This is a genomic window from Mesorhizobium sp. CO1-1-7, assembly GCF_020164885.1.
In the GTDB taxonomy this organism is placed as follows: Bacteria; Pseudomonadota; Alphaproteobacteria; order Rhizobiales; family Rhizobiaceae; genus Mesorhizobium; species Mesorhizobium australicum.
Map to the genome: position 1 here is coordinate 503,866 of NZ_JAIUHA010000003.1, position 25,964 is coordinate 529,829.

The 25,964-nt window shown below is 63.2% G+C and carries 23 protein-coding genes and 1 tRNA gene; 8 read left to right on the top strand and 16 right to left on the bottom strand.

The genetic code is table 11. The features are described from left to right. Positions 1-129: 129 nt before the first annotated feature. Positions 130-1,548 (bottom strand): magnesium transporter, encoded by a 1,419-nt coding sequence (mgtE, locus tag LB516_RS09030; protein ID WP_015317368.1) that lies wholly within the window; start codon positions 1,546-1,548, stop codon positions 130-132. Positions 1,549-2,038: 490 nt separating this feature from the next. On the opposite strand from mgtE, the gene LB516_RS09035 reads away from it, so the two are divergent. The 7 genes from LB516_RS09035 to lipB all read left to right on the top strand — a co-directional run bounded on the left by LB516_RS09035 (position 2,039) and on the right by lipB (position 8,174). After that, positions 2,039-2,605 carry a LuxR C-terminal-related transcriptional regulator gene (locus LB516_RS09035; protein ID WP_411908857.1) on the top strand — a complete coding sequence of 189 codons (567 nt, stop codon included), beginning with the start codon at positions 2,039-2,041 and terminating at the stop codon, positions 2,603-2,605. Between the two features lie 124 nt (positions 2,606-2,729). Beyond that, positions 2,730-3,920: an aminotransferase class V-fold PLP-dependent enzyme gene (locus LB516_RS09040; RefSeq protein ID WP_140723999.1), complete on the top strand. Its 1,191-nt coding sequence runs from the start codon at positions 2,730-2,732 to the stop codon at positions 3,918-3,920. A gap of 11 nt (positions 3,921-3,931) precedes the next feature. Beyond that, complete coding sequence (locus tag LB516_RS09045; protein WP_015317365.1) at positions 3,932-4,894, top strand: HpcH/HpaI aldolase/citrate lyase family protein; 963 nt, start codon at positions 3,932-3,934, stop codon at positions 4,892-4,894. 21 nt (positions 4,895-4,915) lie between these two features. Then, positions 4,916-6,100 (top strand): malate--CoA ligase subunit beta, encoded by a 1,185-nt coding sequence (locus LB516_RS09050; RefSeq protein WP_015317364.1) that lies wholly within the window; start codon positions 4,916-4,918, stop codon positions 6,098-6,100. Between the two features lie 14 nt (positions 6,101-6,114). Then, a complete protein-coding gene (gene sucD / locus LB516_RS09055) occupies positions 6,115-7,014 on the top strand; it encodes a succinate--CoA ligase subunit alpha (RefSeq protein WP_224719365.1) in 900 nt (299 codons plus the stop codon). A 188-nt stretch (positions 7,015-7,202) separates the two neighbouring features. Further along, positions 7,203-7,287 (top strand) — tRNA-Leu (locus LB516_RS09060). 143 nt (positions 7,288-7,430) lie between these two features. After that, a complete protein-coding gene (gene lipB / locus LB516_RS09065) occupies positions 7,431-8,174 on the top strand; it encodes a lipoyl(octanoyl) transferase LipB (RefSeq protein ID WP_224719366.1) in 744 nt (247 codons plus the stop codon). Between the two features lie 20 nt (positions 8,175-8,194). Here the strand turns inward: lipB and LB516_RS09070 are convergent, their stop codons facing one another. From LB516_RS09070 to mce, 6 genes are all read right to left on the bottom strand, one after another. Beyond that, positions 8,195-9,445 carry a site-2 protease family protein gene (locus LB516_RS09070; RefSeq protein WP_224719367.1) on the bottom strand — a complete coding sequence of 417 codons (1,251 nt, stop codon included), beginning with the start codon at positions 9,443-9,445 and terminating at the stop codon, positions 8,195-8,197. 648 nt (positions 9,446-10,093) lie between these two features. After that, the gene (locus LB516_RS09075; RefSeq protein WP_140615836.1) at positions 10,094-10,774 is read right to left on the bottom strand and encodes an ABC transporter ATP-binding protein; all 681 of its coding nucleotides are present in this window, start codon (positions 10,772-10,774) and stop codon (positions 10,094-10,096) included. Next, positions 10,774-12,060 (bottom strand): lipoprotein-releasing ABC transporter permease subunit, encoded by a 1,287-nt coding sequence (locus LB516_RS09080; protein ID WP_015317359.1) that lies wholly within the window; start codon positions 12,058-12,060, stop codon positions 10,774-10,776. The genes LB516_RS09075 and LB516_RS09080 overlap by 1 nt, the downstream gene beginning before the upstream one ends. Continuing rightward, positions 12,057-13,385, bottom strand: a complete 1,329-nt coding sequence (gene proS / locus LB516_RS09085) for a proline--tRNA ligase (protein WP_224643512.1) — start codon at positions 13,383-13,385, stop codon at positions 12,057-12,059. The genes LB516_RS09080 and proS overlap by 4 nt, the downstream gene beginning before the upstream one ends. Positions 13,386-14,036: 651 nt before the next feature. Beyond that, positions 14,037-14,321, bottom strand: a complete 285-nt coding sequence (locus LB516_RS09090) for a DUF1467 family protein (RefSeq protein WP_023769792.1) — start codon at positions 14,319-14,321, stop codon at positions 14,037-14,039. Next, positions 14,318-14,722 carry a methylmalonyl-CoA epimerase gene (mce, locus tag LB516_RS09095; RefSeq protein WP_224719368.1) on the bottom strand — a complete coding sequence of 135 codons (405 nt, stop codon included), beginning with the start codon at positions 14,720-14,722 and terminating at the stop codon, positions 14,318-14,320. Before mce ends, LB516_RS09090 begins: the two co-directional genes overlap by 4 nt. 126 nt (positions 14,723-14,848) lie before the next feature. Between mce and LB516_RS09100 the strand changes: the two genes are divergently transcribed. Beyond that, complete coding sequence (locus tag LB516_RS09100) at positions 14,849-15,739, top strand: MBL fold metallo-hydrolase (RefSeq protein ID WP_140714755.1); 891 nt, start codon at positions 14,849-14,851, stop codon at positions 15,737-15,739. On the opposite strand, the gene LB516_RS09105 is transcribed toward LB516_RS09100, so the two are convergent. The 9 genes from LB516_RS09105 to nuoH form a co-directional block, all read right to left on the bottom strand. Further along, positions 15,729-17,399, bottom strand: coding sequence for a ribonuclease J (locus tag LB516_RS09105; protein WP_140873447.1), 1,671 nt, complete (start codon positions 17,397-17,399; stop codon positions 15,729-15,731). The two genes, LB516_RS09100 and LB516_RS09105, sit on opposite strands and share 11 nt — an antisense overlap. A gap of 91 nt (positions 17,400-17,490) precedes the next feature. Then, entirely contained in the window at positions 17,491-18,312 is an 822-nt protein-coding gene (locus LB516_RS09110) for a biotin--[acetyl-CoA-carboxylase] ligase (protein ID WP_140615830.1), read from the bottom strand. Between the two features lie 4 nt (positions 18,313-18,316). Then, entirely contained in the window at positions 18,317-19,753 is a 1,437-nt protein-coding gene (gene nuoN / locus LB516_RS09115; RefSeq protein ID WP_015317351.1) for an NADH-quinone oxidoreductase subunit NuoN, read from the bottom strand. 19 nt (positions 19,754-19,772) lie between these two features. Next, the gene (locus LB516_RS09120; protein WP_015317350.1) at positions 19,773-21,278 is read right to left on the bottom strand and encodes an NADH-quinone oxidoreductase subunit M; all 1,506 of its coding nucleotides are present in this window, start codon (positions 21,276-21,278) and stop codon (positions 19,773-19,775) included. Beyond that, on the bottom strand, positions 21,278-23,251 hold the full coding sequence (nuoL, locus tag LB516_RS09125; RefSeq protein ID WP_224719369.1) for an NADH-quinone oxidoreductase subunit L: 1,974 nt from the start codon (positions 23,249-23,251) through the stop codon (positions 21,278-21,280). Before nuoL ends, LB516_RS09120 begins: the two co-directional genes overlap by 1 nt. 10 nt (positions 23,252-23,261) lie before the next feature. After that, on the bottom strand, positions 23,262-23,570 hold the full coding sequence (nuoK, locus tag LB516_RS09130) for an NADH-quinone oxidoreductase subunit NuoK (RefSeq protein WP_023798863.1): 309 nt from the start codon (positions 23,568-23,570) through the stop codon (positions 23,262-23,264). A 1-nt stretch (position 23,571) separates the two neighbouring features. Continuing rightward, entirely contained in the window at positions 23,572-24,192 is a 621-nt protein-coding gene (locus LB516_RS09135; RefSeq protein ID WP_015317347.1) for an NADH-quinone oxidoreductase subunit J, read from the bottom strand. Between the two features lie 236 nt (positions 24,193-24,428). Then, complete coding sequence (gene nuoI / locus LB516_RS09140) at positions 24,429-24,920, bottom strand: NADH-quinone oxidoreductase subunit NuoI (RefSeq protein ID WP_015317346.1); 492 nt, start codon at positions 24,918-24,920, stop codon at positions 24,429-24,431. Further along, entirely contained in the window at positions 24,920-25,963 is a 1,044-nt protein-coding gene (gene nuoH / locus LB516_RS09145; protein ID WP_015317345.1) for an NADH-quinone oxidoreductase subunit NuoH, read from the bottom strand. The genes nuoI and nuoH overlap by 1 nt, the downstream gene beginning before the upstream one ends. Between the last annotated feature and the right edge of the window lies 1 nt (position 25,964).

Consider the following 25,964-nt stretch of genomic DNA (forward strand, 5'->3'; position numbering starts at 1 on the left):
TGCCGGAATTCCAGGCGCTCGCCATGCGGCGTCGCCCTTCTGTCCCGAACTAAACCCTTGTCCGCCGGAATCGACGCGACACCCCGCACAAGCCTCGCACGGCATTTACGTAAAAGTCAATTGAGACCGTTACCGGACGCCGAACCACCAGCTCGCGAGGCCGAGGAAGGCAAAGAATCCAACGACGTCGGTGACCGTGGTGACGAAAACCGCCGAAGCGACCGCGGGATCCACCTTGAACCTGTCGAGCAGCAGCGGGATCAGGATGCCGGCAAGGGCCGCCACGAACATGTTGATGATCATAGCCGCCGCGATGATGCCGCCGAGATTAGGGTCGTGGAACCAACTTGCGGCGACGATGCCGATCAGCACGGCGAAGACGATGCCGTTGATGAAGCCGACGCCCATCTCGCGGCGGATGATGCGGCCGGCGTTGTAGATGTCGAGATCCCTGGTCGCCAGCGCCCGCACGGTGACGGTCATGGTCTGCGAACCGGCATTGCCGCCCATGCCGGCCACGATCGGCATCAGCACGGCGAGTGCCACGATCCGCTCGATCGTGTGGTCGAACAGGCCGATCACCGATGCCGCCAGGAATGCCGTCAGCAGATTGACGAGCAGCCAGGGAACGCGCGAGCGCGAGGTCGCCAGAATGCTGTCGGAGAGCTCTTCGTCACCGACGCCGCCCATGCGCAGCAGGTCTTCCTCCGCCTCCTGCTGGATGACGTCGACGACATCGTCGATGGTCAGCACGCCGACCAGCCGTTCGTTTTCGTCGACGACCGCGGCCGACAGAAGGTCGTATTGTTCGAATTCCCGCGCCGCCTCTTCCTGGTCCATGGTGGCGGGAATGGCGTGCCGCGTCTCATGCATGACCTCCCCCACCTTGACCGCGCGCTTGGCGCGCAGGATCTGGTCGAGATCGATGGCCCCCAACAACTTGAAGGTCGGATCGATGACGAAGATCTGGCTGAAGCGGTCCGGAAGGTTCTTGTCCTCGCGCATGTAGTCGATGGTCTGGCCGATGGTCCAGAAAGGCGGCACAGCGACGAACTCGGTCTGCATGCGCCGCCCGGCGGTCTCTTCCGGGTAGTCGAGCGAGCGCCGCAGCCTGATCCGCTCGGTGAACGGCAGCTGCGACAGGATCTCGTCCTGGTCTTCCGGCTCGAGGTCTTCGAGAATGTAGACCGCGTCGTCGGAATCGAGTGCCTGCACGGCCTGCGCGATCTGCGCATTGGGCAGATTGTCGACGATATCCATGCGGATCGCCTCGTCGACTTCGGTCAGCGCGGAAAAATCGAAGTCGGCGCCCAGCAGTTCGACCAACGCGCGCCGCTGCTCGGGATGCAGCGCCTCGATGAGGTCGCCAAGTTCCGACTGATGCAGGTCGTCGACTTCGCGCTTGAGGGTCAGCGTATCGCGGTCGGCGATCGCCGCACCGATCTGGGCAAGGAAGGACGAAAGAACCGCGCCGTCCTCGCCATAGATGTCGGCGTGGGCGTCGTCAGCCGCCTTGGCGGAGGTCGTCTGCTTGTCCTGGCCTTCCACCAGCGTCTCCAGCCATCAGAATCCCGGAAAGGTTGCCAGTCAGGTCTAGACCATGATTCCGAAAAGTGGAAATCGGTTTTGGGTCCGACCACAAACAAGAAATTTGGAGCGGCGGCATGATTCGATTTCGCAGCCCGTCGCTCCAACGCACGGGAATTCCAGCCGAAAAGTCCCGCTTGCGCAACGGCGTCGTTTTCCGCCGACGCGACATTGTCCGGCGTGCGCGACCTGGTCGATTCCGCCAAAAGCGGGTGTGCTTGTGGCCCGGCCACGCGACAGCGCATGTCGCTGGGGAAAGAGCACCCGTGCGCGATTGGGGCAGAATTGTCATGATGCAGGTCCAGGCATCGGCTGGACCCCCAAGCCGCAACAAAAAAGCCGGAAGCCCTTGAAGATCAGGTCGCGGACAGAAAACAAGGCAATCGACGAGCGGCGCGTTCGCGTGGTCGTGGCCGAACGCAATCCGCTCGTCATATCGGCTCTGCGCGAAATGCTGGACTGCGACGGGCGCTTCGAGCTTTTGGCCTCCGTACAAAGCGGCAGGCATTTCCTGGAGCTGGCAGCGGTCCAGGAGTTCGATGTCGCCGTGATCGGCTGGAAGCTGTCCGACATGGACGGCGCTGATGTCCTAGCCGAGGTCCAGACCCGCAAGCTCGACGTTCGCATCGCGGTCTTTTCAAACGACCATGACATCGGCATCCTGAAACAGTGCGTGCGCCTGGGGGCCCAGGGCTACTGCTTCCAGTTCGACGATCCCGCCATCATCTTCGACACGATCCTGGCTGTCGCGCACGGCCGTATCTGCATCCCCTATATTGACATCAACAAGGTCAACGACACGCCTCTATCCCGGCTTACCGTGCGCGAGCGTGAACTGCTGGCGGTACTGTCCGACGGCTGGACCAATTTGCAGATCGCCACCCGGACCGGCATCTCCGAAAATACCGTGAAGTACCATCTCAAGAATCTGTACGACAAGCTGGACGTCCGCAACCGCGCCATGGCGGTCGCGCTCTATTCACGAGAGAGGCGTAGCCAAAGGCAGCCTTTCGGGTAGGGCGACCGGGTAGGCCATACCCACCCGCATGCGGTGAGATCTTACCCGCCAAGGTGTTGTCGGCATCGGCCGTCGAAACGAAACTCCCCACCACCGCTTTGCTGGATCAGGAGGAGTTCGCATCATGGCCGGTTTCACCCATCTTTTCATTCCCGGGCCGACCAACATCCCCGAGCAGGTACGCCAAGCGATGAACCTGCCGATGGAGGACATGCGCGCGGCCACCTTCCCCGATCTCACCCTGCCGCTGTTCGAGGACATCAAACGGGTCTTCAAGAACGAGACCGGCCGCGTCTTCATCTACCCGTCCTCCGGCACCGGCGCCTGGGAAGCGGCGATGACCAATGTGCTCAGCCCCGGCGACCGCGTTTTGATGTCTCGCTTCGGCCAGTTCTCGCATCTGTGGGTCGACATGGCCGAACGGTTGGGTTTCGAGGTCGACGTCATCGACTGCGAATGGGGAACCGGCGTTCCGCTGGAACTCTATGCGGAGCGGCTGAAGGCGGACAAGACGCACCGCATCAAGGCGATTTTCTGCACACAGAACGAGACGGCGACAGGCGTCACCAGCGACGTCGCCGGCTGCCGCGCCGCGCTCGACGATGCGAACCACCCTGCCCTTCTTTTCGTCGACGGCGTCTCGTCGATCGGCTCGATCGACTTTCGCCAGGAAGAATGGGGCGTCGACTGCGCCGTCAGCGGCTCGCAGAAAGGCTTCATGCTGCCGGCCGGCCTTGGCTTCCTGTCGGTGAGCAGGAAGGCGCTCGTCGCTTCGAGAACCGCCACCCACCGGCGCTGTTTCTTCTCCTTCGAGGACATGATCCGCGCCAACGATGCCGGCTATTTCCCTTACACGCCGGCGACACAATTGCTGCGCGGCCTGCGCGCCTCGCTCGACCTGATCGCCGAGGAAGGGCTGGAGACCATCTTCTCCCGGCACCATCGCCTTGCCGAAGGCGTGCGCAAGGCGGTCGACGCCTGGGGCCTGAAGCTCTGCGCCAAGGCGCCGAAATGGCATTCGGACACGGTCAGCGCCATACTCGTGCCGGATGGCATCGACAGCGGCGACGTCGTCAAGCGCGCCTACCAGGCCTACCAGACGTCGCTGGGCGGCGGCCTCAACAAGGTGTTCGGCAAGGTTTTCCGCATTGGCCATCTCGGCTGGCTGAACGAGGTGATGGTTCTGGCCTCGCTTTCGGCGGCGGAAATGGCGCTGCTCGATTGTGGCGTCCGGCTGGCGCCGGGCTCCGGCGTCGGCGCCGCCATCCAGCATTTCCGCGCCTCGGCCGCGCTGCCGGTCGCCGAAGCCGCCTGAGGGAGTCGACGATGAGCCACACCATTAACCACCTCAAGAAACTCAGGCTGCAGCGCAGCGAACTGGCGGTTCCAGGCTCCAGCCCGGAGATGATCGACAAGGCGGCCAACAGCGCCGCCGACTTCGTCTTCCTCGACATTGAGGACGCCGTCGCGCCGCCCGACAAGGAACGCGCACGCAAGAACATCATCCAGGCCCTGAACGACATCGACTGGCGCGCCAAGGGCAAGACCGTCTCGGTGCGCATCAACGGGCTGGACACGCACTACATGTACCGCGACGTTGTCGACGTCATGGAGCAGGCCGGCGACCGGCTGGACACCATACTGGTGCCCAAGGTCGGCGTTCCGGCCGACCTCTACATGGTCGAGGCCATGGTCAACCAGATCGAGATGGCCAAGGGCTTCAAGACCCGTGTCGGCCTGGAAGCCCTGATCGAGACCGCGCTCGGCATGGCCAATGTCGAGGCTATCGCCGCCACCCCTGGACGGCTGGAAGCCATGCATTTCGGCGTTGCCGACTATGCGGCAAGCTGCAAGGCGCGGACCGTCAATATTGGCGGCCTCAATCCCGACTATCCCGGCGACCAGTGGCATTTCGCCCTGTCGCGGATGACCGTCGCCTGCCGCGCCTACGGCCTGCGCGCCATCGACGGACCGTTCGGCGATTTCTCCGACCCGGAAGGCTACAAGGCGGCCGCCAGGCGCGCCGCCGCGCTCGGCATCGAAGGCAAATGGGCGATCCATCCCTCGCAGATTGCCTTGGCCAACGACGTCTTCTCGCCGCCGGAGAAGGAAGTCACGCGCGCCCGCCGCATCCTCGAAGTGCTGAAGGAGGCGGAGGCGCAGGGCAAGGGTGCCGCCGCACTCGACGGCAAGATGATCGACGCCGCGTCGGAACGCATGGCGCGCAACGTTCTGGTGGTCAACGACGCCATCGAACGCGCCGGCCAACAGCACGTCGCGGCACTTTGACGATTTGGGGAGGAGAAAAGAATGGACATCCACGAATACCAAGCCAAGGAACTGCTCGCCCGGCATGGGATCCATGTGCCGCGTGGCGGCCTGGCCTACAGCCCCGAACAGGCGACCTACCGGGCGCGCGAGATCGGCGGCGGCAAATGGGTGCTGAAGGCGCAGGTTCATTCCGGCGCGCGCGGCAAGGCCGGCGGCATCAAGCTCTGCGCCAATGATGAGGAAATTTCCAGCGCCGCCGAAGCCATGCTCGGGCGCAAGCTGGTGACCCACCAGACCGGCCCGCGTGGCAAGCTGATCTCGCGCCTCTATCTGGAGGAAGCCGTCGACATCGCGCAGGAGCTCTATCTCGGCTTCGTGCTCGACCGCAAGGAAGAGCGCGTCATGATCGTGGCCTCGGCCGCCGGCGGCATGGAAATCGAGGAGATCGCCGAGAAGGCACCCGATTCGATCATCCGCGCCACCGTCGATCCCGGTGTCGGCATGCAGCGCTTCCAGGCGCGCGAGATCGCCTTCGGGCTCGGCCTGGAGGACAGCCTGATCGGCAAGGCGACCGAGACCATCTTCAGCTGTTACCAGGTGTTCCGCGACTACGACGCCTCGATGCTGGAGATCAATCCGCTGGTGGTGACCCGCGACGGCAGCCTGGTAGCGCTCGACGCCAAGATGTCGTTCGATGAGAACGCGCTGTTCCGGCGGCCCGAAATCTCCGAATTGCGCGACAAGAGCCAGGAAGATCCGCGCGAGACCTTCGCCAGCGACCGCGGCCTCTCCTATGTCGGCCTCGACGGCAATATCGGCTGCATCATCAATGGCGCCGGGCTCGCCATGGCGACGATGGACATGATCAAGATCGCCGGAGGCGAGCCGGCGAACTTCCTCGACATCGGCGGCGGCGCTTCGCCCGAGCGGGTCGCGAAATCCTTCCGCGCCGTGCTCGGCGACAAGAATGTCGAGACCATCCTGGTCAACATCTTTGCCGGCATCAACCGTTGCGACTGGGTCGCCGAGGGCGTCATCAAGGCGATCCGCGAGGTCGGCGTCAACGTGCCGCTGGTGGTGCGGCTGTCCGGCACCAGGGCCGAGGAAGGGCGCAAGATCCTGGCCGATTCCGGCGAGGCGGTGATCGTCGCCGACACGCTCGCCGAAGCCGCCGAAAAAGCCGTCGCCGCCTGGCGCGTGGCCACCAACAAAAAAGCAGCCTGAGGGAGGACGGAAAAATGGCAATCCTGCTCAACCGCAGCACACGCGTCATCGTGCAAGGTTTCACCGGCAAGATCGGCAGCTTCCATGCCGAGGACATGAAGCGCTACGGCACCAAGCTCGTCGGCGGCGTCACGCCCGGCAAGGGCGGCCAGACGCATCTCGGCCTGCCCGTCTTCAACACGGTCAAGGGCGCGGTGCGCGAGACCCGTGCCGAAGCCAGCATCGTCTTCGTGCCGCCGCCCTTTGCAGCCGATTCGATCATGGAAGCGGCGGATGCGGGGATAAAGCTCTGCGTCTGCATCACCGACGGCATCCCCTCGCAGGACATGATGCAGGTCAAGCGCTATATGCGCCGCTATCGCTTCGAGGACCGCATGCGGCTTGTCGGGCCGAATTGCGCCGGCATCATCACGCCGGGACAGGCGCTGATGGGCATCATGCCCGGCTCGATCTACCTGCCCGGCCGCGTCGGCATCGTCGGCCGCTCGGGAACGCTGGGCTATGAAGCCGCCTCGCAGATGAAGGCGCTCGGCATCGGCGTGTCGACCAGCGTCGGCATTGGCGGCGATCCGATCAACGGCTCCTCCTTCAAGGACGTTCTGAAGCTGTTCGAGCAGGACGACGAGACCGACGCCGTGGTCATGATCGGCGAGATCGGCGGACCGCAGGAAGCCGAAGCCGCGATCTGGGCGCGCGACAATATGAGGAAGCCGCTGATCGCCTACATCGCCGGCCTGTCCGCCCCCAAAGGCCGCCGCATGGGTCATGCCGGCGCCATCATCTCGGCCTTCGGCGAGTCCGCGCAGGAAAAGGTCGAGATCCTGAAAGAGGCCGGCGTCATCATCGTGCCGACGCCGTCCTCGTTCGGCGAGGTGGTGGCCGATACGCTGGCGCGAAGGAAGCAGGCGGCGTAGCCGCAGGGTCGGACGAAAGCCGACGCGGCGACGCAGTCTCCAAGACGCGCCGCCGCCTTCGTTTCCGGGCGCGCAAAGCGATTGATCCGTTATAGCCATTCCCAGCGATTAAATACTCGTGGCGCACTTGTTTCGCTGGAAACGATTTGCTACACGCCGCGAGCCGGTCGGTTCCGGCTCTACCACGTGCGGTCGTGGCGGAATTGGTAGACGCGCAGCGTTGAGGTCGCTGTGGGGCAACCCGTGGAAGTTCGAGTCTTCTCGACCGCACCAAATCATCCTGACGACACAGCTGCGAACTGAACCGGCAAGCACTCATCGCCTTGCCGGCGCGTCGGATGCCCGGCGCCCAAACGCACGGCGAACTGGACGTTTCTGCTTGATATCGCCATATGGAAGGCGACAAGAGAGACCCCATGACAGAACGCAGCCAGATCGCCACGTCGTTCCTGCCCTTGCCCGGTTCGGCACCGGTGGAATGGCTGGTCGAGCCCGGCCTTGTCGCCTATCCCGATGCGCTTGCCTTCATGGAGGCGCGCGCCGAGGCGATCCGCGGCGGGGCTGCCGGCGAAATGGTCTGGCTGGTCGAACATCCGCCGCTCTACACCGCCGGCACCAGCGCCCGCATCGAGGACCTGATCGAACCTGACCGCTTTCCGGTCTTTGCGGCCGGACGCGGCGGCGAATACACTTATCATGGGCCTGGCCAGCGGGTCGCCTACGTCATGCTCGACCTGAAGCGCCGGCGCGAGGACGTGCGCGCCTTCGTCGCGGCGCTCGAACAGTGGATCATCGGCACGCTCGCCGCCTTTAACGTGCGCGGCGAACGCCGCGAGGACCGGGTCGGCGTCTGGGTGGTACGGCCTGATCGCCCAGCTTTGCCCGACGGCTCAACTGCCGAGGACAAGATCGCGGCAATCGGCATAAGGCTGCGGCGCTGGGTGAGCTTCCATGGCATCGCCATCAATGTCGAACCGGAGCTCGAGCATTTCGGCGGCATCGTGCCGTGCGGGGTTCAGGACCACGGCGTCACTAGCCTCGTCGACCTCGGCCTGCCCGTCGGCATGGCCGATCTGGATCTGGCGCTGAAATCAGCCTTCGAGGATGTTTTTGGTCCCGTGGCGGCTTTGCCGGTCGAGGCTGCCCGCAAGACGGGTTGATCCTTTCGGACCCAACCAGCTCAGAGCAACTGCCCTGACGCCCACAACACGCCGCAGCCGTGGATGGCGAACACCGCCAGCAAGGCTCCGGCGATGACCAAACGATCGACAGTGCCGATCGGCTCCAGTTCGTGGCGTGGCTTCACCCCGCTGCCGACGGTGAGCAGGCTGAGAATCGAAAATACCGCACCGGCCGCGAGCAGGAAGCCCAGGGAAAAACCGGCCCGCCAGCCAAGCGCCAGAAAGGCCGAGAGCAGCGAGAAGGACGCCAGCGCCAGGACGACCGGCCCCGGGCAGATCTGGCGCAGCACCTGGCCACCGTCGAATTTCCACACAGGCATCAGATTCGCGATATTGAACAGGGCAGCGCAGCCTGCGAGTGCGGCGAGTAGCGCGGCAGCCGCCTTGTGACCCTCGCCGCCGGCAAGCACGCTGGCGGCGATGACGATTGGCACCAGGAAGGCGGAGAACCCCGCCCCCATCAACGCCACGAAGGCCACTTCGAAACGGCTGTTATAGGGCCGGCCGCCGATGGCGATGCCGCCAAGCAGCGGGATGAAGATCATCCGCGCCCTGCGATGGCCCGTCAGCCGGAACGCCGCCATGTGGCCGAGTTCGTGCAGCGCCACCACCGACGTCAGGATCGCGGCCAGCGCCAGCCCGCCGAGGTGAAGGCCGAAGAACGGCCACAGCATCAATGCCGACAACACGGCAAAGCCGACCTGGCTCAGCGGATGCTCGAACCAGCCACCCTTGCGATACTGCCCGGTCCTTGCCCAACGCTGCAGCTTGGAGAGCTCGCGGCGCATGGCGAAATAGCGAAACACCAGGAAAGCCACGCCGCGGTACCGGTCGGTCCGGCTGAGCGTCACGCGCGTGCCGCTTCCCTCCGAAACCAGTTCGGCGGTCTCGCCATAGTCCTTCCAGAACGAGCTATCGAGCGCGGTGTCCTCGATCACCCGCATCGAGAAGCGGCTGCCCTCGACGACATCTTCAAACTGCGCCCTGCGCTCTATCGGCTTGCCATCGCGGCCTTCCCAAGAGAGCGTGATGCGCGCGACGCCCTCTTCGTCCAGCGGCTGCGCCGACAGGATCTCGCCGGACCAGCCGGCATCGCTGCCGAGCGGCCATAGCGCCTGCCACAGGCGCTGCCGGTCCATCGCCACGATGCAGCTCGACCGGACCGTGCGCAAACCAAGCGGCACGGTCATCAGGAGAAAGATCAGCCCGAGATTGCTGGCCACGAGAATGGCCGTGACGATGGGGGACACCTGGACGTTGCTCCCTGCCTTGGAGACGCACCCTAACTTTGCTGCGGCAAGAAAAGCTTAACGGCGGGGCGGCATTGGCCTTCGAGAAACAGCGACGGCCGACGCCGCCAAATCACATGGCTCCGATCCAGATCGCCATGGAGACAAGAAACGCGCTCATGCAAACCAGCGAGATGACATCCTGAACCAGATCGGTCATAACTCTCTCCTGTTGTTGATATGTTTCTAATTTGTTCTAATTTCGTTCCATTGTCAACCGCTGGGAGGTATGGCCATGGGCGGGGAACTGTGCACGGTTAGCGAAACGTTAATTGGTCGCTAAGAGAGGGAGTTGGAAGCTTGCCAAGGTAGGCTTCAGCCCAGGAAGAACAAATTAGCGAGCGCTTGTATTAAATTTTGGCTGAGCCGAAAATGCCTGGGCCTGAGGCATTGCTGAGCGATCGACATGGGGAAATACGGAGGCGCAAATCAAGGTGAACGCTGGCGAAAGCGTATGCGACAAGGTCGCCGGCGGCGCCTCTCTCGCAATCTCGTAATTTGGTTGGCCATCCTGGCGACGAGCGCGATATCGTCCACTCTGATCGCAATGAGCGCTCACTGGCGGTTCTAAGCTACCCCCGCGCGGTACACGTCGGGTGAGAATCGTCCTTAGAGCGGCACCACCTTGCCGTCGGCCAACGTGACGCGCCGGTCCATGCGCGATGCAAGCTCGTGATTGTGGGTGGCGATCAGCGCCGCGAGGCCCGATTGCCGCACCAGTGCCTCCAGCGCCTCGAACACGTAGGAGGCTGTGACCGGGTCGAGGTTGCCGGTGGGCTCGTCGGCGAGCAGCACCAGCGGCGCATTGGCGACCGCACGCGCGATGGCGACGCGCTGCTGCTCGCCGCCGGAAAGCTCCGACGGCCGGTGCGACGCCCGTTTGCCGATCTGCATGTAGTCGAGCAGTTGCGCCGCTCGCTCGGACGCTTCCTTGCGCGGCAGGCCCTTGATGAGCTGCGGCATCATGATGTTTTCCAGCGCGGAAAACTCCGGCAGCAAATGATGGAACTGATAGACGAAGCCGACATCGTTGCGGCGGATCGAGGTGCGCTCGTCGTCGGACAGCCGGCCACAGGCGCGTCCGGACAGGATCACGTCGCCGGCATCCGGCCGCTCCAACAGCCCGGCCGTATGCAGTAGCGTCGATTTGCCGGTGCCCGACGGGGCCACCAGCGCCACCATTTCACCGCGCCGCAGCGCGAAATCGGCGCCGTTCAGGATGGTGAGCTTGCGCGGCCCCTGGACGTAGTGCCGTTCGACGCTCTTCAGCTCGATAAGGACCTCGGCCACTACTCGTACCTCAAGGCTTCGACTGGATCGAGGCGGGCCGCCCGCCATGCCGGAAACACCGTTGCCAGGAAGGACAGCGCAAGCGCCATGATGATGACATAGGTCGTCTCGCGCGGATCCATCTTGGCCGGCAACTGGCTGAGGAAATAGAGCTCCGGGTTGAACAGCACCTTGCCGGTCATCCAGGAGAAGAACTGGCGGATCGATTCGATGTTGGTGCAGATCACGACGCCGAGCAGCACGCCGGCGAGCGTGCCCGTCACGCCGATCGCCGCCCCAGTCATCAGGAAGATGCGCAGGATGGCGCCGCGCGAGGCGCCCATGGTGCGCAGGATGGCGATGTCATGCCCCTTGTCCTTCACCAGCATGATCAGTCCGGAAATGATGTTGAGTGCCGCCACCAGCACGATCAGCGTCAGGATCATGAACATGACGTTGCGTTCGACCTGCAGAGCCGAAAAGAAGGTCTCGTTGCGCTGGCGCCAGTCGACCATGTCGATCGGCCGCTGCGCCGCCGCTTCCACCTTGGGTTTCAGCGCGTCGACATCGTCGGGATTGTCGACATAGATCTCGATCGTCTGCGCCCGGCCGTCCATGTTGAAGTAGAGCTGCGCTTCGGAGAACGGCATGTAGACGATCGACGTGTCATATTCAGACATGCCGACCTCGAAGATCGCCGCGATCTTGTAGCCCTTCATGCGCGGTGTGGTACCGAGCGGCGTCACATCCCCGTCCGGCGAGATCAAGGTAATGGTATCGCCGAGCGTCAGGCCGAGATTCTCGGCCATGCGCTTGCCGATGGCGACACCCTCGCCGGTATCGAAATCGGCGAGCGTGCCTTGCTTGATGTTGCTGGCCACGATGGCGATCTTGCCGAGATCTTCACCCCGGATGCCGCGCACCAGCGCGCCGGTGCCGCCGCCGACATTGCCTTGCGCCAGCACCTGGCCGTCGATCAGCGGGATGGCGTATTTGACCCCGGGTACGCCGTTGATGCGGCTGGCGACCTGGGCATAGTCCTCAAGCGGTGAATCGAGCGGCTGGACGATCAGATGGCCGTTGACGCCAAGGATGCGCGTCAAAAGCTCGGCGCGGAAGCCGTTCATCACCGCCATGACCACGATCAGCGTGGCGACGCCCAGCATGATGCCGAGAAAAGAGATCGAGGCGATCACCGAGATTACCGTCTCCTTGCGCCGCGAACGCAAATAGCGCCAGGCGACCGTGCGCTCGAAGATGGAAAAAGGGCCGGCGCCCGCCGATCTCGCTGCCGCCGCCTCGCTCATGCGGCGGCACCGAAGTGTTTGGCCGCGTCGGCGATCGGCAGCGTCACGCGCTCGCCGGTCCTGCGATTCTTGATCTCGACCTCGCCAGCGGCGACGCCGCGCGGCCCGACGATCACTTGCCACGGCAGGCCGATCAGGTCGGCGGTGGCGAATTTGCCGCCCGGCCGCTGGTCGGTGTCGTCATAGAGCACATCCTTGCCGGCGGCGGTGAAGGCGGCGTTGAGCTCGTCGCAGACGCGATCACAGTCGGCATCGCCCGCCTTCATGTTGATCAGGCCGATATCGAACGGCGCCACCGCTTCCGGCCAGATGATGCCGTTCTCGTCATGGCTGGCCTCGATGATCGCCGCGACCAGCCGCGACGGGCCGATACCGTAGGAGCCGCCCGAGGCGAAATGATCCTTGCCGTCGGGCCCCGTCACCTTGGCCCCCATCGGCTTGGAATATTTCTCGCCGAAGTGGAAGATATGGCCTACCTCGATGCCGCGCGCCGAGACCCGGTCGCCAGTCGGAACCTTCTCCCAGGCCGCCTCGTCATGCATCTCGTCGGTGGCGGCGTAAGGCGTCGTCCACGTCTTGACGATATCTGCTATCTCGCCGTCATTGGCGAAGTCGGTGTTCGCGCCGGGCACGGCAAGCGACAGGTAATCGCGATGGCAGAAGACCTGGCTTTCACCAGTGTCGGCCAGGATGATGAACTCGTGGCTGAGATCGCCGCCGATCGGACCGGTGTCGGCCCGCATCGGAATGGCCTGCAAGCCCATGCGCGTGAAGGTTCTGAGATAGGACACGAACATCCGGTTATAGGCGGCTCTCGCGCCTTCGAAGTCGAGATCGAAGGAATAGGCGTCCTTCATCAGGAATTCGCGCGAACGCATGACGCCGAAGCGCGGCCGCACCTCGTCACGGAACTTCCACTGTATGTGGTATAGGTTGAGCGGCAGGTCCTTGTAGGATTTGACGTAAGCGCGAAAAATCTCGGTGACCATTTCCTCGTTGGTCGGACCGTAGAGCATGTCGCGGTCCTGCCGGTCCTTGATGCGCAGCATCTCCTTGCCGTAGTCGTTGTAACGGCCGCTCTCGCGCCACAGATCGGCCGACTGGATGGTCGGCATCAGGATCTCCAGCGCACCGGCGCGGTTCTGCTCCTCGCGGATGATCTTGCAGACCTTGTCCAGCACCCGTTTGCCCAGCGGCAGCCAGGAAAAACTGCCTTGCCCCTGCTGGCGGATCATGCCGGCGCGCAGCATCAGCCGATGCGAGACGATTTCGGCCTCGCGCGGGTTTTCTTTGAGGATAGGCAGGAAATAGCGCGACAAACGCATGGACAGGTCCGTGAATGAGAATGGCCACGCCAGAATCGGCGCGGCGCAGGCTTGCTTGCCCCGGCTTCATAGCGATTTCATGACCGAATGGAAACCCGGCCGTCCCACCACGTAGGCCCCTTCCGAGCCCGAATCCCTCGCTTCCGGATCGACCCGCGCCGACAATGGAACGCACCGAACCTCTTCGGGTTTGGCCGTCAATTCTTTGCGCGCGTCAATTGCGAACATGCCGAAAAGGCTCTGTCGACCCTGACTGGACGTTTCAAAAGCAAAGCCTGCCGCACTATTGTGCAGTGCAGCACGAGAATGCCCGTTTCAAGGCAAAATTCTTCGTGACATTTTCATTTCCGTTGGGCTAATGTGCCCCGATAACCGAGAGGGCAGAAAAAAATCTGCTCTCCTACGCGGTCAAAGTCTTGGGAGGATGCGATCTAGGCGCGGTTACTCGCTGCCGCCGGATACCGGAAACAGATCGGACGCGTTTAATTGCAAGGCCTTGTGCCTTGCATTTTTTTTGTGCAATCATCTGGTTAGCGCCGCGAATTGGCAGGCTACATGACCTTGCGTCAGCAGCCAGTAGCCGCCGTACAGGGCGGATCTCAATCCCATCCGCAGCGCTCCGACCTTATCGGAGCACCCTTGCCGCCACATCTATTTCCCTGGGGTCGGACTGAAATCCGGCACGATGTGCGGGATGTCGTTGAGGCTGTATCCCAGCCCGTGCGTCAGGCCGTAGAAAATGCCCATCAGGACCGCCGTTGCGATGGTGGTGCGGATCACGGCACGCAGCATATGCGGTCCGCGCGGCGCGCTCGGGACCGTGCCCAGAGTCACGTCGTGATCGTCGTCCTGCGTTCTGACGCTGAACGGCAGGACGGCAAACAGCACCACCCACCAGGTCGCGAAAAACAGCGCGGTGAACGAGACCCAGCTCATGATTGCTCCAGTTCGATCAGCGTGCCGAAGAAATCCTTCGGATGCAGGAACAACACCGGCTTGCCGTGCGCGCCTGGTTTGGGATTGCCGTCACCAAGCACCCGCGCGCCGGCGGCCTTGAGCTGGTCGCGCGCGGCCAGGATGTCGTCGACCTCGTAGCAGAGATGATGCATGCCGCCCGACGGGTTCTTCTCGAGGAATGCCGCGATTGGGGAGCCCTCGCCAAGCGGCTCCAGCAACTCGACCTTGGTGTTGCCGACATCGACGAACACCACGGTGACGCCATGCTCCGGCAACGCCTGCGGCTCGGTCACTTCGGCGCCGAGCGTGTTGCGGTAAGCTGTAACGGCGGCGGTCAAATCCGGCACTGCAAGCGCGACATGGTTCAGCCGTCCGAGCATGTCCGAGCTTTTTCTCCCAGGTCCAACGACTGGCGTCATACGTCAAATCAGCCGAGATCAACAGCCTTTCGCGAGGAGCGCACTGTCGCACCTGTTGCGACCGGCAGCCACAAAGTACAAAGGCCAATGTCCGGAATCAGCCCTGCCCGCCCGCGCGTTTTCACCTTCGATCTCGGGTCGTTCAAAATTGCCGCTCTGCTCGATGCCGTCGATGTCAGAGACGGGCTTGCATCGGCCTTCGCGGCCGGACAGCCGCCGGCGGCCGTGCTCGAACTCGCGGTTTCGAACTTCATCGACCAGGATCGCTACGAGCATTGCTTCATCCCGACGCTGATCGATACCGGTTCCGAAAAGATCCTGTTCGACACCGGCTGCGGAGATGAAGACAGTTCACTCCTGGAGTGCTTGCAAGCCCTTGGGCTCGGCCCTGATGACATCGATGTGGTGGTCATCACCCACGGGCACCCGGACCACATTGGCGGGCTTGTCCGGAATGGCGCATCCGTTTTCAGCCGCGCACGCCTGGTATTCGGCGCAGCGGAATTCGCGTTCTGGACCGAAGGAAATGCGGTGCGTCCGGCCAGGTTGGCCAATCGTGATCTCTTTAGGCGCATTTGCACCGGCCTGGCCGACCGCGCGACGTTCATAGCGCCTGGAGACGAAGTGGTGCCGGGCATCACTGCCATCGACGCGGCCGGTCACTCCGCCGGGCTTTTGGCCTTCCTTGTCGAAAACGACGGACAGCAATTGCTGATCTGGTCGGACGCTTTCCTGCATTATGTCGTGTCGATCCAGCGTCCGCAGTGGCATGCCGATTTCGATGACGACAAGGAAAAGGCAATCGAGACCCGCAAGCGGCTGCTCGGCATGGCTGCCGAGCGGCGCCTGCTCGTCGCCGGCCACCACATGCCGTTTCCGGGCTTGGGCTATGTCGAGCGGACAGACCATTCCTTTCGCTGGATTCCGGTCAGCTATCAGCTGAACATCCGAGCCCCCGACGCCTCCGTCACCGGGTGACGAAAACCGTCACCAGCGGTTTCTTGCCCCACGCTTCATTGGCCGCGCCGCGCACCGCGCGCCGCACCGCCTCCTGCACCAGGTCGAGGTCCTTGCGGCGCTGGCGGGGGATCGAATCGACCGCACCGACGGCCGCATCGATCATCAGGTCCTCGAGCATCTCGCCACGGGCGTCGGTTTCGGCGACGCCAATGGCGACCAGGTCGGGATCGCCGGCCAGCTCGTACTTGTCATCAAGCACGACATTGACCGCGACGTGACCGGCAAAGGACAGCTTGCGCCTGTCGCGAATACCCATCGCCTGATCGGTGCCGATCAGATTGCCGTCCTTGTAGACGCGGCCGAACGGCACCTGGTCGATGATCGTGGCGGGACCGGGAGCGAGCCGCAGCATGTCGCCGTCGCGCACCTGCGCCACCTGGCCAATGCCGGAGGTGGACATCAGCGAGCCCTGCGCCACCAGATGCGCCGCCTCGCCATGCACGGGAACGCCGATTTGCGGACGCACCCATTCATACATCTTGCGCAGTTCGCTGCGGCGGGGGTGGCCGGAGACATGCACCAGCGCATCGCCGTCTTCGATGATCTTGATGCCGAGATCGATGAGGCGGTTCTTGATCTCGAGGATCGCCTTCTCGTTGCCGGGAATGGTGCGCGAGGAAAACACCACCGTGTCGCCCGCTGTCAGCGACACCGATTTCATCTCGTCGCGCGACAGCTTGGCAAGTGCCGCCAACGGCTCGCCCTGGCTGCCGGTGCAGATGATGACCAGGTTCTCGCGCGGGATGAAGCCGAAATCCTCCTCGGCGATGAACTCCGGCAGGCCGTCCATGTAGCCAAGCTCGCCGGCCACATCGATGACGCGCTTCAACGAGCGGCCGAGCACAAGGCACTGGCGGCCGGCATCGCGCGCTGCCCTGGCGATGGAAACGATGCGTCCGACATTGGAGGAGAAGGTGGTGACGGCGACGCGGCCCTTGGCCGCCTGGATGACGCCTTTCAGGCCCTCGCCCACGGCCACTTCCGAAGGCGACTCGCCTTCGCGCAGCGCATTGGTCGAATCGCAGATCAGCGCCAGCACGCCCTTGTCGCCATAGGCGCGGAACCGCGCCTCGTCGGTCTTGGGACCGATCGTCGGCTCCGGATCGATCTTCCAGTCGCCGGTGTGGATGACGGTGCCGGCCGGCGAGGTGATCGCCAGCGACATGGGTTCGGGAATGGAGTGTGCCACCGGAATGGCTTCGATCTCGAAGGGGCCCACCGTGAACTTTTCGCCCGCCCGGTAGATTGTCAGCGGGATCTTCGGCGCGCCCTGCTCGCCCTGACGCTTGGCTTCCAGCAGCCCGGCGCTGAACGGCGTCATCCAGACCGGCGCCTTCAGCTTCGGCCAGATGTCGAGCAGCGCGCCGTAATGGTCCTCATGTGCGTGGGTGATGATGATGCCGCGCAGATTAGCGAGGTTCTCCTCTATGAAGCGCGTATCGGGCAGGATCAGGTCGACGCCCGGATGCGCCGCGTCGGGAAAGGTGACGCCGACATCGATGACGATCCATTCGCGCGCGCTCGGCGGGCCATAGCCGTAGAGGGCGAAGTTCATGCCGATCTCGCCGACGCCGCCGAGCGGCACGAAGACGAGTTCGGCGTTGTCCGCTTTCGCCATGATTTTTTCCTTCCTGACCCTCGGGCCAAGCCGTTAAAGCAATTCCAGCAAGTGCCTACCGGTTTTCCGTCCGGAACTGCCCAAAAACAAATTATATCCGCGCGGACGCCACCGCGCCGAAATGCACATCGCCGGCGGCGACCGTCAGAACAGACCCGTCATCGTCGCGGATCACGAAACGGCAGTCCTCGTCAATGGTCTCGAACACGCCACGCACCACATTACCGTCAATTCTGACAGCAACCTCGCCGCCAAGGCCCGCCGCGCGGGCCAGCCAACGCTTCCTGATGGCGGCAAGGCCACGTCCTTCGTCCCACAGGCGGGCATTCTCGCTCCAGGCATCCGACAGCGCCAGAAACAGCGTTTCGGCATCGCAAGCCGCGCCCAACGCGTGAAGCGATGTCGCGGGATAAGGCAAATCCCGCGGATGCGCCACCACATTGACGCCGATGCCCACCGCCACCGCGAAGCGGCTACCGTCAAGCATCGCCGACTCCAGCAGGATGCCGGCCAGCTTGGCGCCGGAGGCGAGCACATCGTTTGGCCATTTCAGCTCGAAACGGTTCTGTCCCTGGCTCGCTCCGTCGAGGCCTATCGCGATGCGGCCCTTCGGCACCACCGCGTCGAGCGCGTCGGCCAGCGCCAGCCCCGCGACGAAGCCGAGCGTCGCGGCAAGGCGCAATTCGCCGCCGGTGATGAGGAGCAGCGTCGCCGCCAGATTGCCTTCCGGCGTTGCCCAGGCACGGCCACGCCGGCCGCGCCCGCTTTCCTGCTTCTTGGAAACGACCCAGAGCTTGCCCGGGTCGCCCGCCCGGGCATGGTCCAGCGCCAGCGCGTTGGTGGAGCCGACACTGTCATGCGCCTCGAGCCGGAACCCTTCCGACGCCGAGGTTGGAGCCAGCCGAAATGCCATCCCGTCAGAAAAATGTCTTGGCGGCGGCTTCGGCATAGGTCCCGATCGGCCCGCCGATCAGCACGTAGAACAGCACGAAGGCGCCACTGACGCCGAGCACGACACGCAACTCGCTGGCCATCGGCACAAAGCCGCCGACCGGCTCATCGAACCACATGATCTTGATGATGCGCAGGTAGTAGTAAGCGCCCACCACGGAAGCGAGCACGCCGATGATTGCCAGCGCATAGAGGTTGGCGTTGATGGCGGCGAGGAAGACGTACCACTTCCCCCAGAAGCCGGCGAGCGGCGGAATGCCGGCCAGCGAGAACATCAGGATGGTCAGGATCGTCGCCATGATGGGGTTGGTCGACGAGAGGCCGGCGAGATCGCTGATCTGCTCGACATTGCCTTCCTTGCGCCGCATGGCAAGGATGAAGGCGAACGTGCCGAGCGTCATCACCAGGTAGATCAGCATGTAGATGGCGACGCCGCGCACGCCGGCCTGGCTGTTGGCGGCAAGGCCGACCAGCGCGTAGCCCATATGGCCGATCGAGGAATAGGCCATCAGCCGCTTGATGTTGGTCTGGCCGATCGCGGCGAAGGAGCCAAGCGCCATCGAGGCGATCGAGATGAAGACGATGATCTGCTGCCAGTCGGAGGCGATCGGCTTGAACGCACCCATGGTGACGCGCACGATCAGCGCCATCGCCGCCATTTTCGGCGCTGCCGCCAGGAAGGCCGTCACCGGTGTCGGTGCGCCCTCATAGACGTCTGGCGTCCACATGTGGAACGGCACCGCCGATATCTTGAAGGCAAGCCCGGCCAGCACGAAGACGAGACCGACGACAAGGCCAAGCTGGCGCTCGCCGCCGCCCAGCGCCGTGGCGATCTCCTGGAAGCCGGTGTTCCCGGTATAGCCGTAGACCAGGCTGATGCCGTAGAGCAGCATGCCCGACGACAGCGCGCCGAGGACGAAATATTTCAGGCCGGCTTCTGTCGAACGCAAATTGTCGCGATTGATCGCCGCCAGCACATAGATCGCAAGCGACTGCAGTTCGAGGCCGAGATAGAGCCCGATCATGCCGTTGGCCGAGATCATCAGCATCATGCCGAGCGTGCAAAGCAGGATCAGCACCGGATATTCGAACTTGTCGAAACGTTCCGCCTTGGCAAAGCGCATCGACATGATCAGCGTCACCGCCGAGCCGATCAGCGCCAGCACCTTCATGAAGCGGGCGAAGGAATCCTGAATGAAGGCATTGCCATAGGCGCTGCCCTGCCCTGCGTGGAAGATCAGCCAGGCGCCTGCGATCACCAGCACGGCGACGGCAAGGCCGGTCACGGTATTGGCGGTGTTGGAACGCGAATAGGCCCCGACCATAAGCAGCGCGAGCGCGCCGATGGCAAGGATCAGCTCGGGCGTCGAGAGCGACAGGCTGGAGAGAAGGTCCGGCGTCATGGTTCGCAAAACCCCTGGGTCAGTTCGCCGCCGCGGTCTGCGCGGCGCCGATGGATGCGGTGACATTGGTGACGAGCGACTTGACCGACTGGGCCGTCGCGTCGAAGACGGGTGCGGGGTAGACGCCGAAGAAGATGACCAGCACGACCAGCGGATAGATGATCGCCTTCTCACGGGTCGACAGGTCGAGCAGCCCCTTCAGGCTGTCCTTGGTCAGCGCGCCGAAGATCACCCGGCGGTAGAGCCAAAGCGCATAGGCCGCCGACAGAATGACGCCGGTGGCGGCGAAGAACGCCACCCAGGTGTTGACCCGGAACACGCCAAGCATGGTCAGGAACTCGCCGACGAAACCTGACGTACCTGGCAGGCCGACATTGGCCATGGTGAAGATCAGGAACACGGTCGCGTATTTCGGCATGTTGTTGACGAGACCGCCATAGGCGGCGATCTCGCGCGTGTGCATGCGGTCATAGATGACGCCGACGCACAGGAACAGCGCGCCCGACACCAGGCCGTGGCTGAGCATCTGGAAGATGGCGCCCTGCACGCCTTCCTGGTTCATGGCAAAGATGCCCATGGTGACGAAGCCCATATGGGCGACCGACGAATAGGCGATCAGCTTCTTCATGTCCTCCTGCATCAGCGCCACCAGCGAGGTGTAGATGATGGCGACGACCGACAGCGTGAACACCAGCGGCGCGAACATTTCGGAGGCCAGCGGGAACATCGGCAAGGAGAAGCGCAGGAAGCCGTATCCGCCCATTTTCAGCAGGATGCCGGCCAGGATGACCGAGCCCGCCGTCGGTGCCTCGACGTGCGCGTCGGGCAGCCAGGTGTGCACCGGCCACATCGGCATCTTCACCGCGAAGGAGGCGAAGAAGGCAAGCCACAGCCAGGTCTGCATGTTGGCCGGGAAGCTGTGCGTCAGAAGCGTCGGGATGTCGGTGGTGCCGGACTGGAAGAACATCGCCATGATGGCGAGCAGCATCAGCACCGAGCCGGCCAGCGTATAGAGGAAGAACTTGAACGAGGCGTAGACGCGCCGCTTGCCGCCCCATACGCCGATGATGATGAACATCGGGATCAGGCCGGCTTCGAAGAAGACGTAGAACAGCACGATGTCCAGCGCGCAGAACACGCCGATCATCAGCGTTTCCAGAAGCAGGAAGGCGATCATGTAGGCCTTGACGCGCTTCTCGATCGCTTCCCACGACGCCAGGATGCAAAGCGGCATCAGGAAGGTCGTCAGGATGACGAACAGCATGGAAATGCCGTCGACGCCCATATGGTAGGAAATGCCGGAATCGAGCCAGGCGACCTTTTCGACGAACTGGAATCCGGCCTGCGAATTGTCGAAGCCGGCCCAGATGAACAGCGACACCAGGAAGGTGAACGCCGTGGTGATGAACGCAATGGCGCGGATGTTGCGGCGCGCGTTTTCGCTGTCATCGTTGATGAACAGGATCAGCAGCACACCAACCAGAGGCAGGAAGGTGACCAGCGAGAGGATTGGCCAGGCGGTCATCAGAGCATCATCCAGGTGACGAGTGCGGCAACGCCGATCAGCATGGCGAAGGCGTAGTGGTAGAGATAGCCGGTCTGCAGCTTGACGACGCGGTTGGTGACGTCGACGACGCGCGCCGAAATGCCGTCAGGCCCGAGCCCATCGATGATGGTCCCATCACCGGTCTTCCACAGGAAGTGACCGAGACGCTTGGCCGGGCGAACGAACAGGAAGTCGTAAAGCTCGTCGAAATACCACTTGTTGAGCAGGAAGGCGTAAAGCCCGCGATGCTGGGCGGCCAGATTGACCGGCATCTCCGGCGAGCGGATGTAGAACTTCCAGGCCAGAGCGAAACCGATCAGCATGGCGATGAAGGGCGAGAGCTCTACCCACAGCGGCAATTCGTGGATCTCGTGCAGGATATGGTTGTCCGGCAGCGTGAACAGCGACGCCTTCCAGAACTCGGCATAGCCTTCGCCGATAAAGGAATTGTGGAAGATGACACCGGCAAACAGCGCCCCAGCCGCCAGGATGAACAGCGGCACCAGCATCACCGGCTGCGATTCATGGACGTGGTGCATCACCTCGTGGCTCGCCCGCGGCTTGCCATGGAAGGTCATGAAGATCAGCCGCCAGGAATAGAAGGCGGTGAAGCAGGCGGCGATGACCAGCAGGATGAAGGCCAGGCCGGCGACCGAATTGTGGCCGGCGAAGGAGGCCTCGATGATGGCGTCCTTGGAGAAGAAGCCGGCGGTGCCGATGACGGTCACCGGAATGCCGACGCCGGTCAGCGCCAGCGTGCCGATCACCATCATCCAGTAGGTGGTCGGGATCAGCTTCCTCAAACCGCCCATCTTGCGCATGTCCTGCTCATCGGAGACGGCGTGGATGACCGAGCCGGAACCGAGGAACAAAAGCGCCTTGAAGAAGGCGTGCGTGAACAAATGGAAGATCGCCGCGCCATAGGCGCCGACGCCGAGCGCCACGAACATGTAGCCGAGCTGCGAGCAGGTCGAATAGGCGATGACGCGCTTGATGTCGTTCTGGACCAGGCCGACGGTCGCCGCGAAGAAGGCGGTGAAGGCGCCGATTAAGGTGACCACCGTCAGCGCCGAGTGCGACAATTCGAACAGCGGCGAAAGCCGCGCCAGCATGAACACACCGGCCGTCACCATGGTGGCGGCATGGATCAGCGCCGACACTGGGGTCGGGCCCTCCATGGCGTCCGGCAGCCAGGTGTGCAGCGGCACCTGCGCCGACTTGCCCATGGCACCCATGAACAGCAGCAGGCAGACGACGGTCATTGCCGCCTGCTTGTCGAGCGCATGGCCGAGGAAGGTGAGCACGGCGGCACCCTGCGGCGCGCCTTCGGCCGGGATGAACGTCGCCGCATTGGCAAAGATCGTGCCGAGATTGACCGAGCCGAACAGCACGAAGACGCCGAAAATGCCGAGCGCAAAACCGAAATCGCCGACGCGGTTGACGACGAAGGCCTTTATTGCCGCGGCATTGGCCGACGGCTTCTTGTACCAGAAGCCGATCAGCAGGTAGGACGCGAGGCCCACCCCTTCCCAGCCGAAGAACATCTGCACGAGGTTGTCGGCCGTGACCAGCATCAGCATGGCGAAGGTGAACAGCGACAGATAGGCGAAGAAGCGCGGCCGGTTCGGATCGTGGTGCATGTAGCCGATCGAATAGATGTGAACCAGCGCCGACACTGTGTTGACCACTACCAGCATCACCACCGTCAGCGTGTCGATCCTGAGCGCCCAGGAGACGTCCAGCCCGCCGGACTGGATCCAGTGCAGCACCGGCACGGTGAACACCTCGCCGTGGCCGAAGCCGACGGAAAAGAAGGCGACCCATGACAGCACGGCCGCGATCACCAGGAAGCCGGAGGTGATGTATTCGGATGCCTTGGCACCGAGCGCATTGCCGAACAGGCCTACGATCAGGAAGCCGAGCAGCGGAAGGAAGACGATCGCTTGATACATAGTCGCCCCGTCAACCCTTCATCATGTTCACGTCTTCGACCGCGATCGAGCCGCGGTTGCGGAAGAAGACGACGAGAATGGCAAGCCCGATGGCGGCTTCAGCCGCCGCGACCGTCAGCACGAACAGCGCGAACACCTGGCCGACCAGATCGCCGAGCGCCGCCGAAAAGGCGACGAAATTGATGTTGACCGCCAGCAGGATCAGCTCGATCGACATCAGGATGACGATGATGTTGCGGCGGTTGAGGAAGATGCCGAACACGCCGAGCGTGAACAGGATCGCCGATACGGTCAGATAATGTGCGATGCCGACGACCATCTCAGACTCCTTCGCCCGACTTGACCTTGCGGATTTCCATGCCGGTCGCCGCGGTGCGGCCGACCTGGGCTGCGATCGACTGCCGCTTGACCCCTTCCTTGTGGCGCAGCGTCAAGACGATGGCGCCGATCATGGCGACCAGCAGGATGAGGCCCGAAATCTGGAAGTAGTAGAGGTAGTCGGTGTAGAGGATGTCGCCGAGCGCCGCCGTGTTCGAGCGCGCGGCGAGATCCGGGATGGGCTTTGCGACCGTCGAGGCGAGCTTCGGCGCGAAGGTGTAGCCGCCCAGCACCACGATCAACTCCGCCGCCAGAATCAGCCCGACCAGCGCGCCGATCGGCGCGTATTGCAGGGCGCCGCTCTTCAGTTCGGCGAAATCGACATCGAGCATCATGACGACGAACAGGAACAGCACCAGGACCGCGCCGACATAGACGACGAGCAGGATCATCGCCAGGAACTCGGCGCCGGTCAGCATGAACAGGCCGGCGGCGTTGAAGAAGGTCAGGATCAGGAACAGCACCGAATGCACGGGGTTGCGCGACGAAATGACCATGAACGCCGACGCCACGGCGACAAAGGCGAAGAGGTAGAAGAAGGCCGCCTCTAGTCCACTCAGCATTGGGGATCCCCCGGGTTCCTGTCCAAACAGGACGCTCGTCCTGTTTGATGTTTGCGACCGCCTCCGGTCGGCAAGTTTCGTTGTGTCCTATCGCATGTTCCGATCGGGTTGAAATACCCGATCAAAAGAAACATGCGACACTTTTGTCTTCCGGAGGATGATCTTGTCCGAAAAGTCCGCAACTTTTCGGGATCATCCCCTGGACGAGGCCCCTCGCCCCGTCCATGCGTCAGATGTCAGCGATAGGGCGAGTCCAGTGAGATGTTGCGCGCCAGTTCGCGCTCCCACCGGTCGCCATTCGCCAGCAGCCTGTCCTTGTCGTAGTAGAGTTCCTCGCGCGTTTCCGTCGCGAATTCGAAATTCGGCCCCTCGACGATGGCGTCGACCGGGCAGGCTTCCTGGCAGAAGCCGCAATAGATGCACTTCACCATGTCGATATCGTAACGCACCGTGCGGCGCGTGCCGTCATTGCGGCGAGGGCCGGCCTCGATGGTGATCGCCTGCGCCGGGCAGATCGCCTCGCACAATTTGCAGGCGATGCAGCGTTCCTCGCCATTGGGATAGCGGCGCAACGCATGCTCGCCGCGAAAGCGCGGGCTGATCGGGCCCTTCTCGTGCGGATAGTTGATCGTCTCCTTCGGCGCGAAGAACTGGCGCATCGACAGGAAGAAGGCGCTGACGAAATCCTGCAGCAGCAGCGATTTTGCGGCCTGGGACAAAGCGGACATCACGCAAACCCCGTGATCTTGAGGAAGGCGGCGGTGGCGACCACCATGAACAGCGAGATCGGCAGGAACACTTTCCAGCCCAGCCGCATCAGCTGGTCGTAGCGGTAGCGCGGCACGAAGGCCTTCACCATCGAGATGCCGAAGAACACGAAACAGACCTTCAGCACGAACCAGATCACGCCGGGCACCCAGGTGAAGGGCGCGAAGTCGAAGGGAGGCAGCCAGCCGCCGAGGAACAGGATGGTGGCCAGCGCGCACATCAGCACGATCGCGACATACTCGCCGAGGAAGAACAAAAGGAACGGCGTCGACGAATATTCGACCATGTGGCCGGCGACCAGCTCCGATTCGGCTTCGACCAGATCGAAGGGTGGACGGTTCGTCTCTGCCAACGCCGAGATGAAGAAGATGACGAACATCGGGAACAGCGCCAGCCAGTTCCAGTCGAGGAACGTGTTGGGCAGCCCGAGCCGCGTACCAAGCCCACCCTGCTGCGACAGCACGATATCGCTGAGGTTGAGCGAGCCGGCGGTGAGCAGCACGGTGACGATGACGAAGCCGATCGAAACTTCGTATGACACCATCTGCGCCGCCGAACGCAACGCGCCAAGGAAAGGATATTTCGAGTTGGACGCCCAGCCGCCCATGATCACCCCATAGACCTCGAGCGAGGAGATGGCGAAGACATAGAGGATGCCGACATTGACGTTGGCGATCGCCCAACCCTGGCTGACCGGTATGACCGCCCAGGCCGAGATCGCCAGCACGGCGGAGACAAGTGGCGCCAGCAGGAAGACGCCCTTGTTGGCGCCCGACGGGATGACCGGTTCCTTGAAGACGAATTTCAGCAGGTCGGCGAAGGCCTGCAGCGTGCCCCAGGGGCCGACGACATTCGGGCCACGGCGAAGCTGCACCGCCGCCCAGATCTTGCGGTCGGCATAAAGGATGTAGGCGACGAAGATCAGCAGCACCACGATCAGCACGACCGACTTCAAGAGGATCAGCAGCGCCGGCAGCACGTAGAAGGAGAAGAAGGTGTCCATG

What these genes read in the sequence shown, in the direction of transcription:
- LB516_RS09035 (WP_411908857.1), top strand. Translation starts at nt 2,039, where the DNA reads ATGCTGGACTGCGACGGGCGCTTCGAGCTTTTGGCCTCCGTACAAAGC.
- LB516_RS09040 (WP_140723999.1), top strand. Translation starts at nt 2,730, where the DNA reads ATGGCCGGTTTCACCCATCTTTTCATTCCCGGGCCGACCAACATCCCC.
- LB516_RS09045 (WP_015317365.1), top strand. Translation starts at nt 3,932, where the DNA reads ATGAGCCACACCATTAACCACCTCAAGAAACTCAGGCTGCAGCGCAGC.
- LB516_RS09050 (WP_015317364.1), top strand. Translation starts at nt 4,916, where the DNA reads ATGGACATCCACGAATACCAAGCCAAGGAACTGCTCGCCCGGCATGGG.
- sucD (WP_224719365.1), top strand. Translation starts at nt 6,115, where the DNA reads ATGGCAATCCTGCTCAACCGCAGCACACGCGTCATCGTGCAAGGTTTC.
- lipB (WP_224719366.1), top strand. Translation starts at nt 7,431, where the DNA reads ATGACAGAACGCAGCCAGATCGCCACGTCGTTCCTGCCCTTGCCCGGT.
- LB516_RS09080 (WP_015317359.1), bottom strand. Translation starts at nt 12,060, where the DNA reads ATGAGCGAGGCGGCGGCAGCGAGATCGGCGGGCGCCGGCCCTTTTTCC.
- proS (WP_224643512.1), bottom strand. Translation starts at nt 13,385, where the DNA reads ATGCGTTTGTCGCGCTATTTCCTGCCTATCCTCAAAGAAAACCCGCGC.
- LB516_RS09090 (WP_023769792.1), bottom strand. Translation starts at nt 14,321, where the DNA reads ATGAGCTGGGTCTCGTTCACCGCGCTGTTTTTCGCGACCTGGTGGGTG.
- mce (WP_224719368.1), bottom strand. Translation starts at nt 14,722, where the DNA reads ATGCTCGGACGGCTGAACCATGTCGCGCTTGCAGTGCCGGATTTGACC.
- LB516_RS09100 (WP_140714755.1), top strand. Translation starts at nt 14,849, where the DNA reads ATGTCCGGAATCAGCCCTGCCCGCCCGCGCGTTTTCACCTTCGATCTC.
- LB516_RS09105 (WP_140873447.1), bottom strand. Translation starts at nt 17,399, where the DNA reads ATGGCGAAAGCGGACAACGCCGAACTCGTCTTCGTGCCGCTCGGCGGC.
- LB516_RS09110 (WP_140615830.1), bottom strand. Translation starts at nt 18,312, where the DNA reads ATGGCATTTCGGCTGGCTCCAACCTCGGCGTCGGAAGGGTTCCGGCTC.
- nuoN (WP_015317351.1), bottom strand. Translation starts at nt 19,753, where the DNA reads ATGACGCCGGACCTTCTCTCCAGCCTGTCGCTCTCGACGCCCGAGCTG.
- LB516_RS09120 (WP_015317350.1), bottom strand. Translation starts at nt 21,278, where the DNA reads ATGACCGCCTGGCCAATCCTCTCGCTGGTCACCTTCCTGCCTCTGGTT.
- nuoL (WP_224719369.1), bottom strand. Translation starts at nt 23,251, where the DNA reads ATGTATCAAGCGATCGTCTTCCTTCCGCTGCTCGGCTTCCTGATCGTA.
- nuoK (WP_023798863.1), bottom strand. Translation starts at nt 23,570, where the DNA reads ATGGTCGTCGGCATCGCACATTATCTGACCGTATCGGCGATCCTGTTC.
- LB516_RS09135 (WP_015317347.1), bottom strand. Translation starts at nt 24,192, where the DNA reads ATGCTGAGTGGACTAGAGGCGGCCTTCTTCTACCTCTTCGCCTTTGTC.
- nuoI (WP_015317346.1), bottom strand. Translation starts at nt 24,920, where the DNA reads ATGTCCGCTTTGTCCCAGGCCGCAAAATCGCTGCTGCTGCAGGATTTC.
- nuoH (WP_015317345.1), bottom strand. Translation starts at nt 25,963, where the DNA reads ATGGACACCTTCTTCTCCTTCTACGTGCTGCCGGCGCTGCTGATCCTC.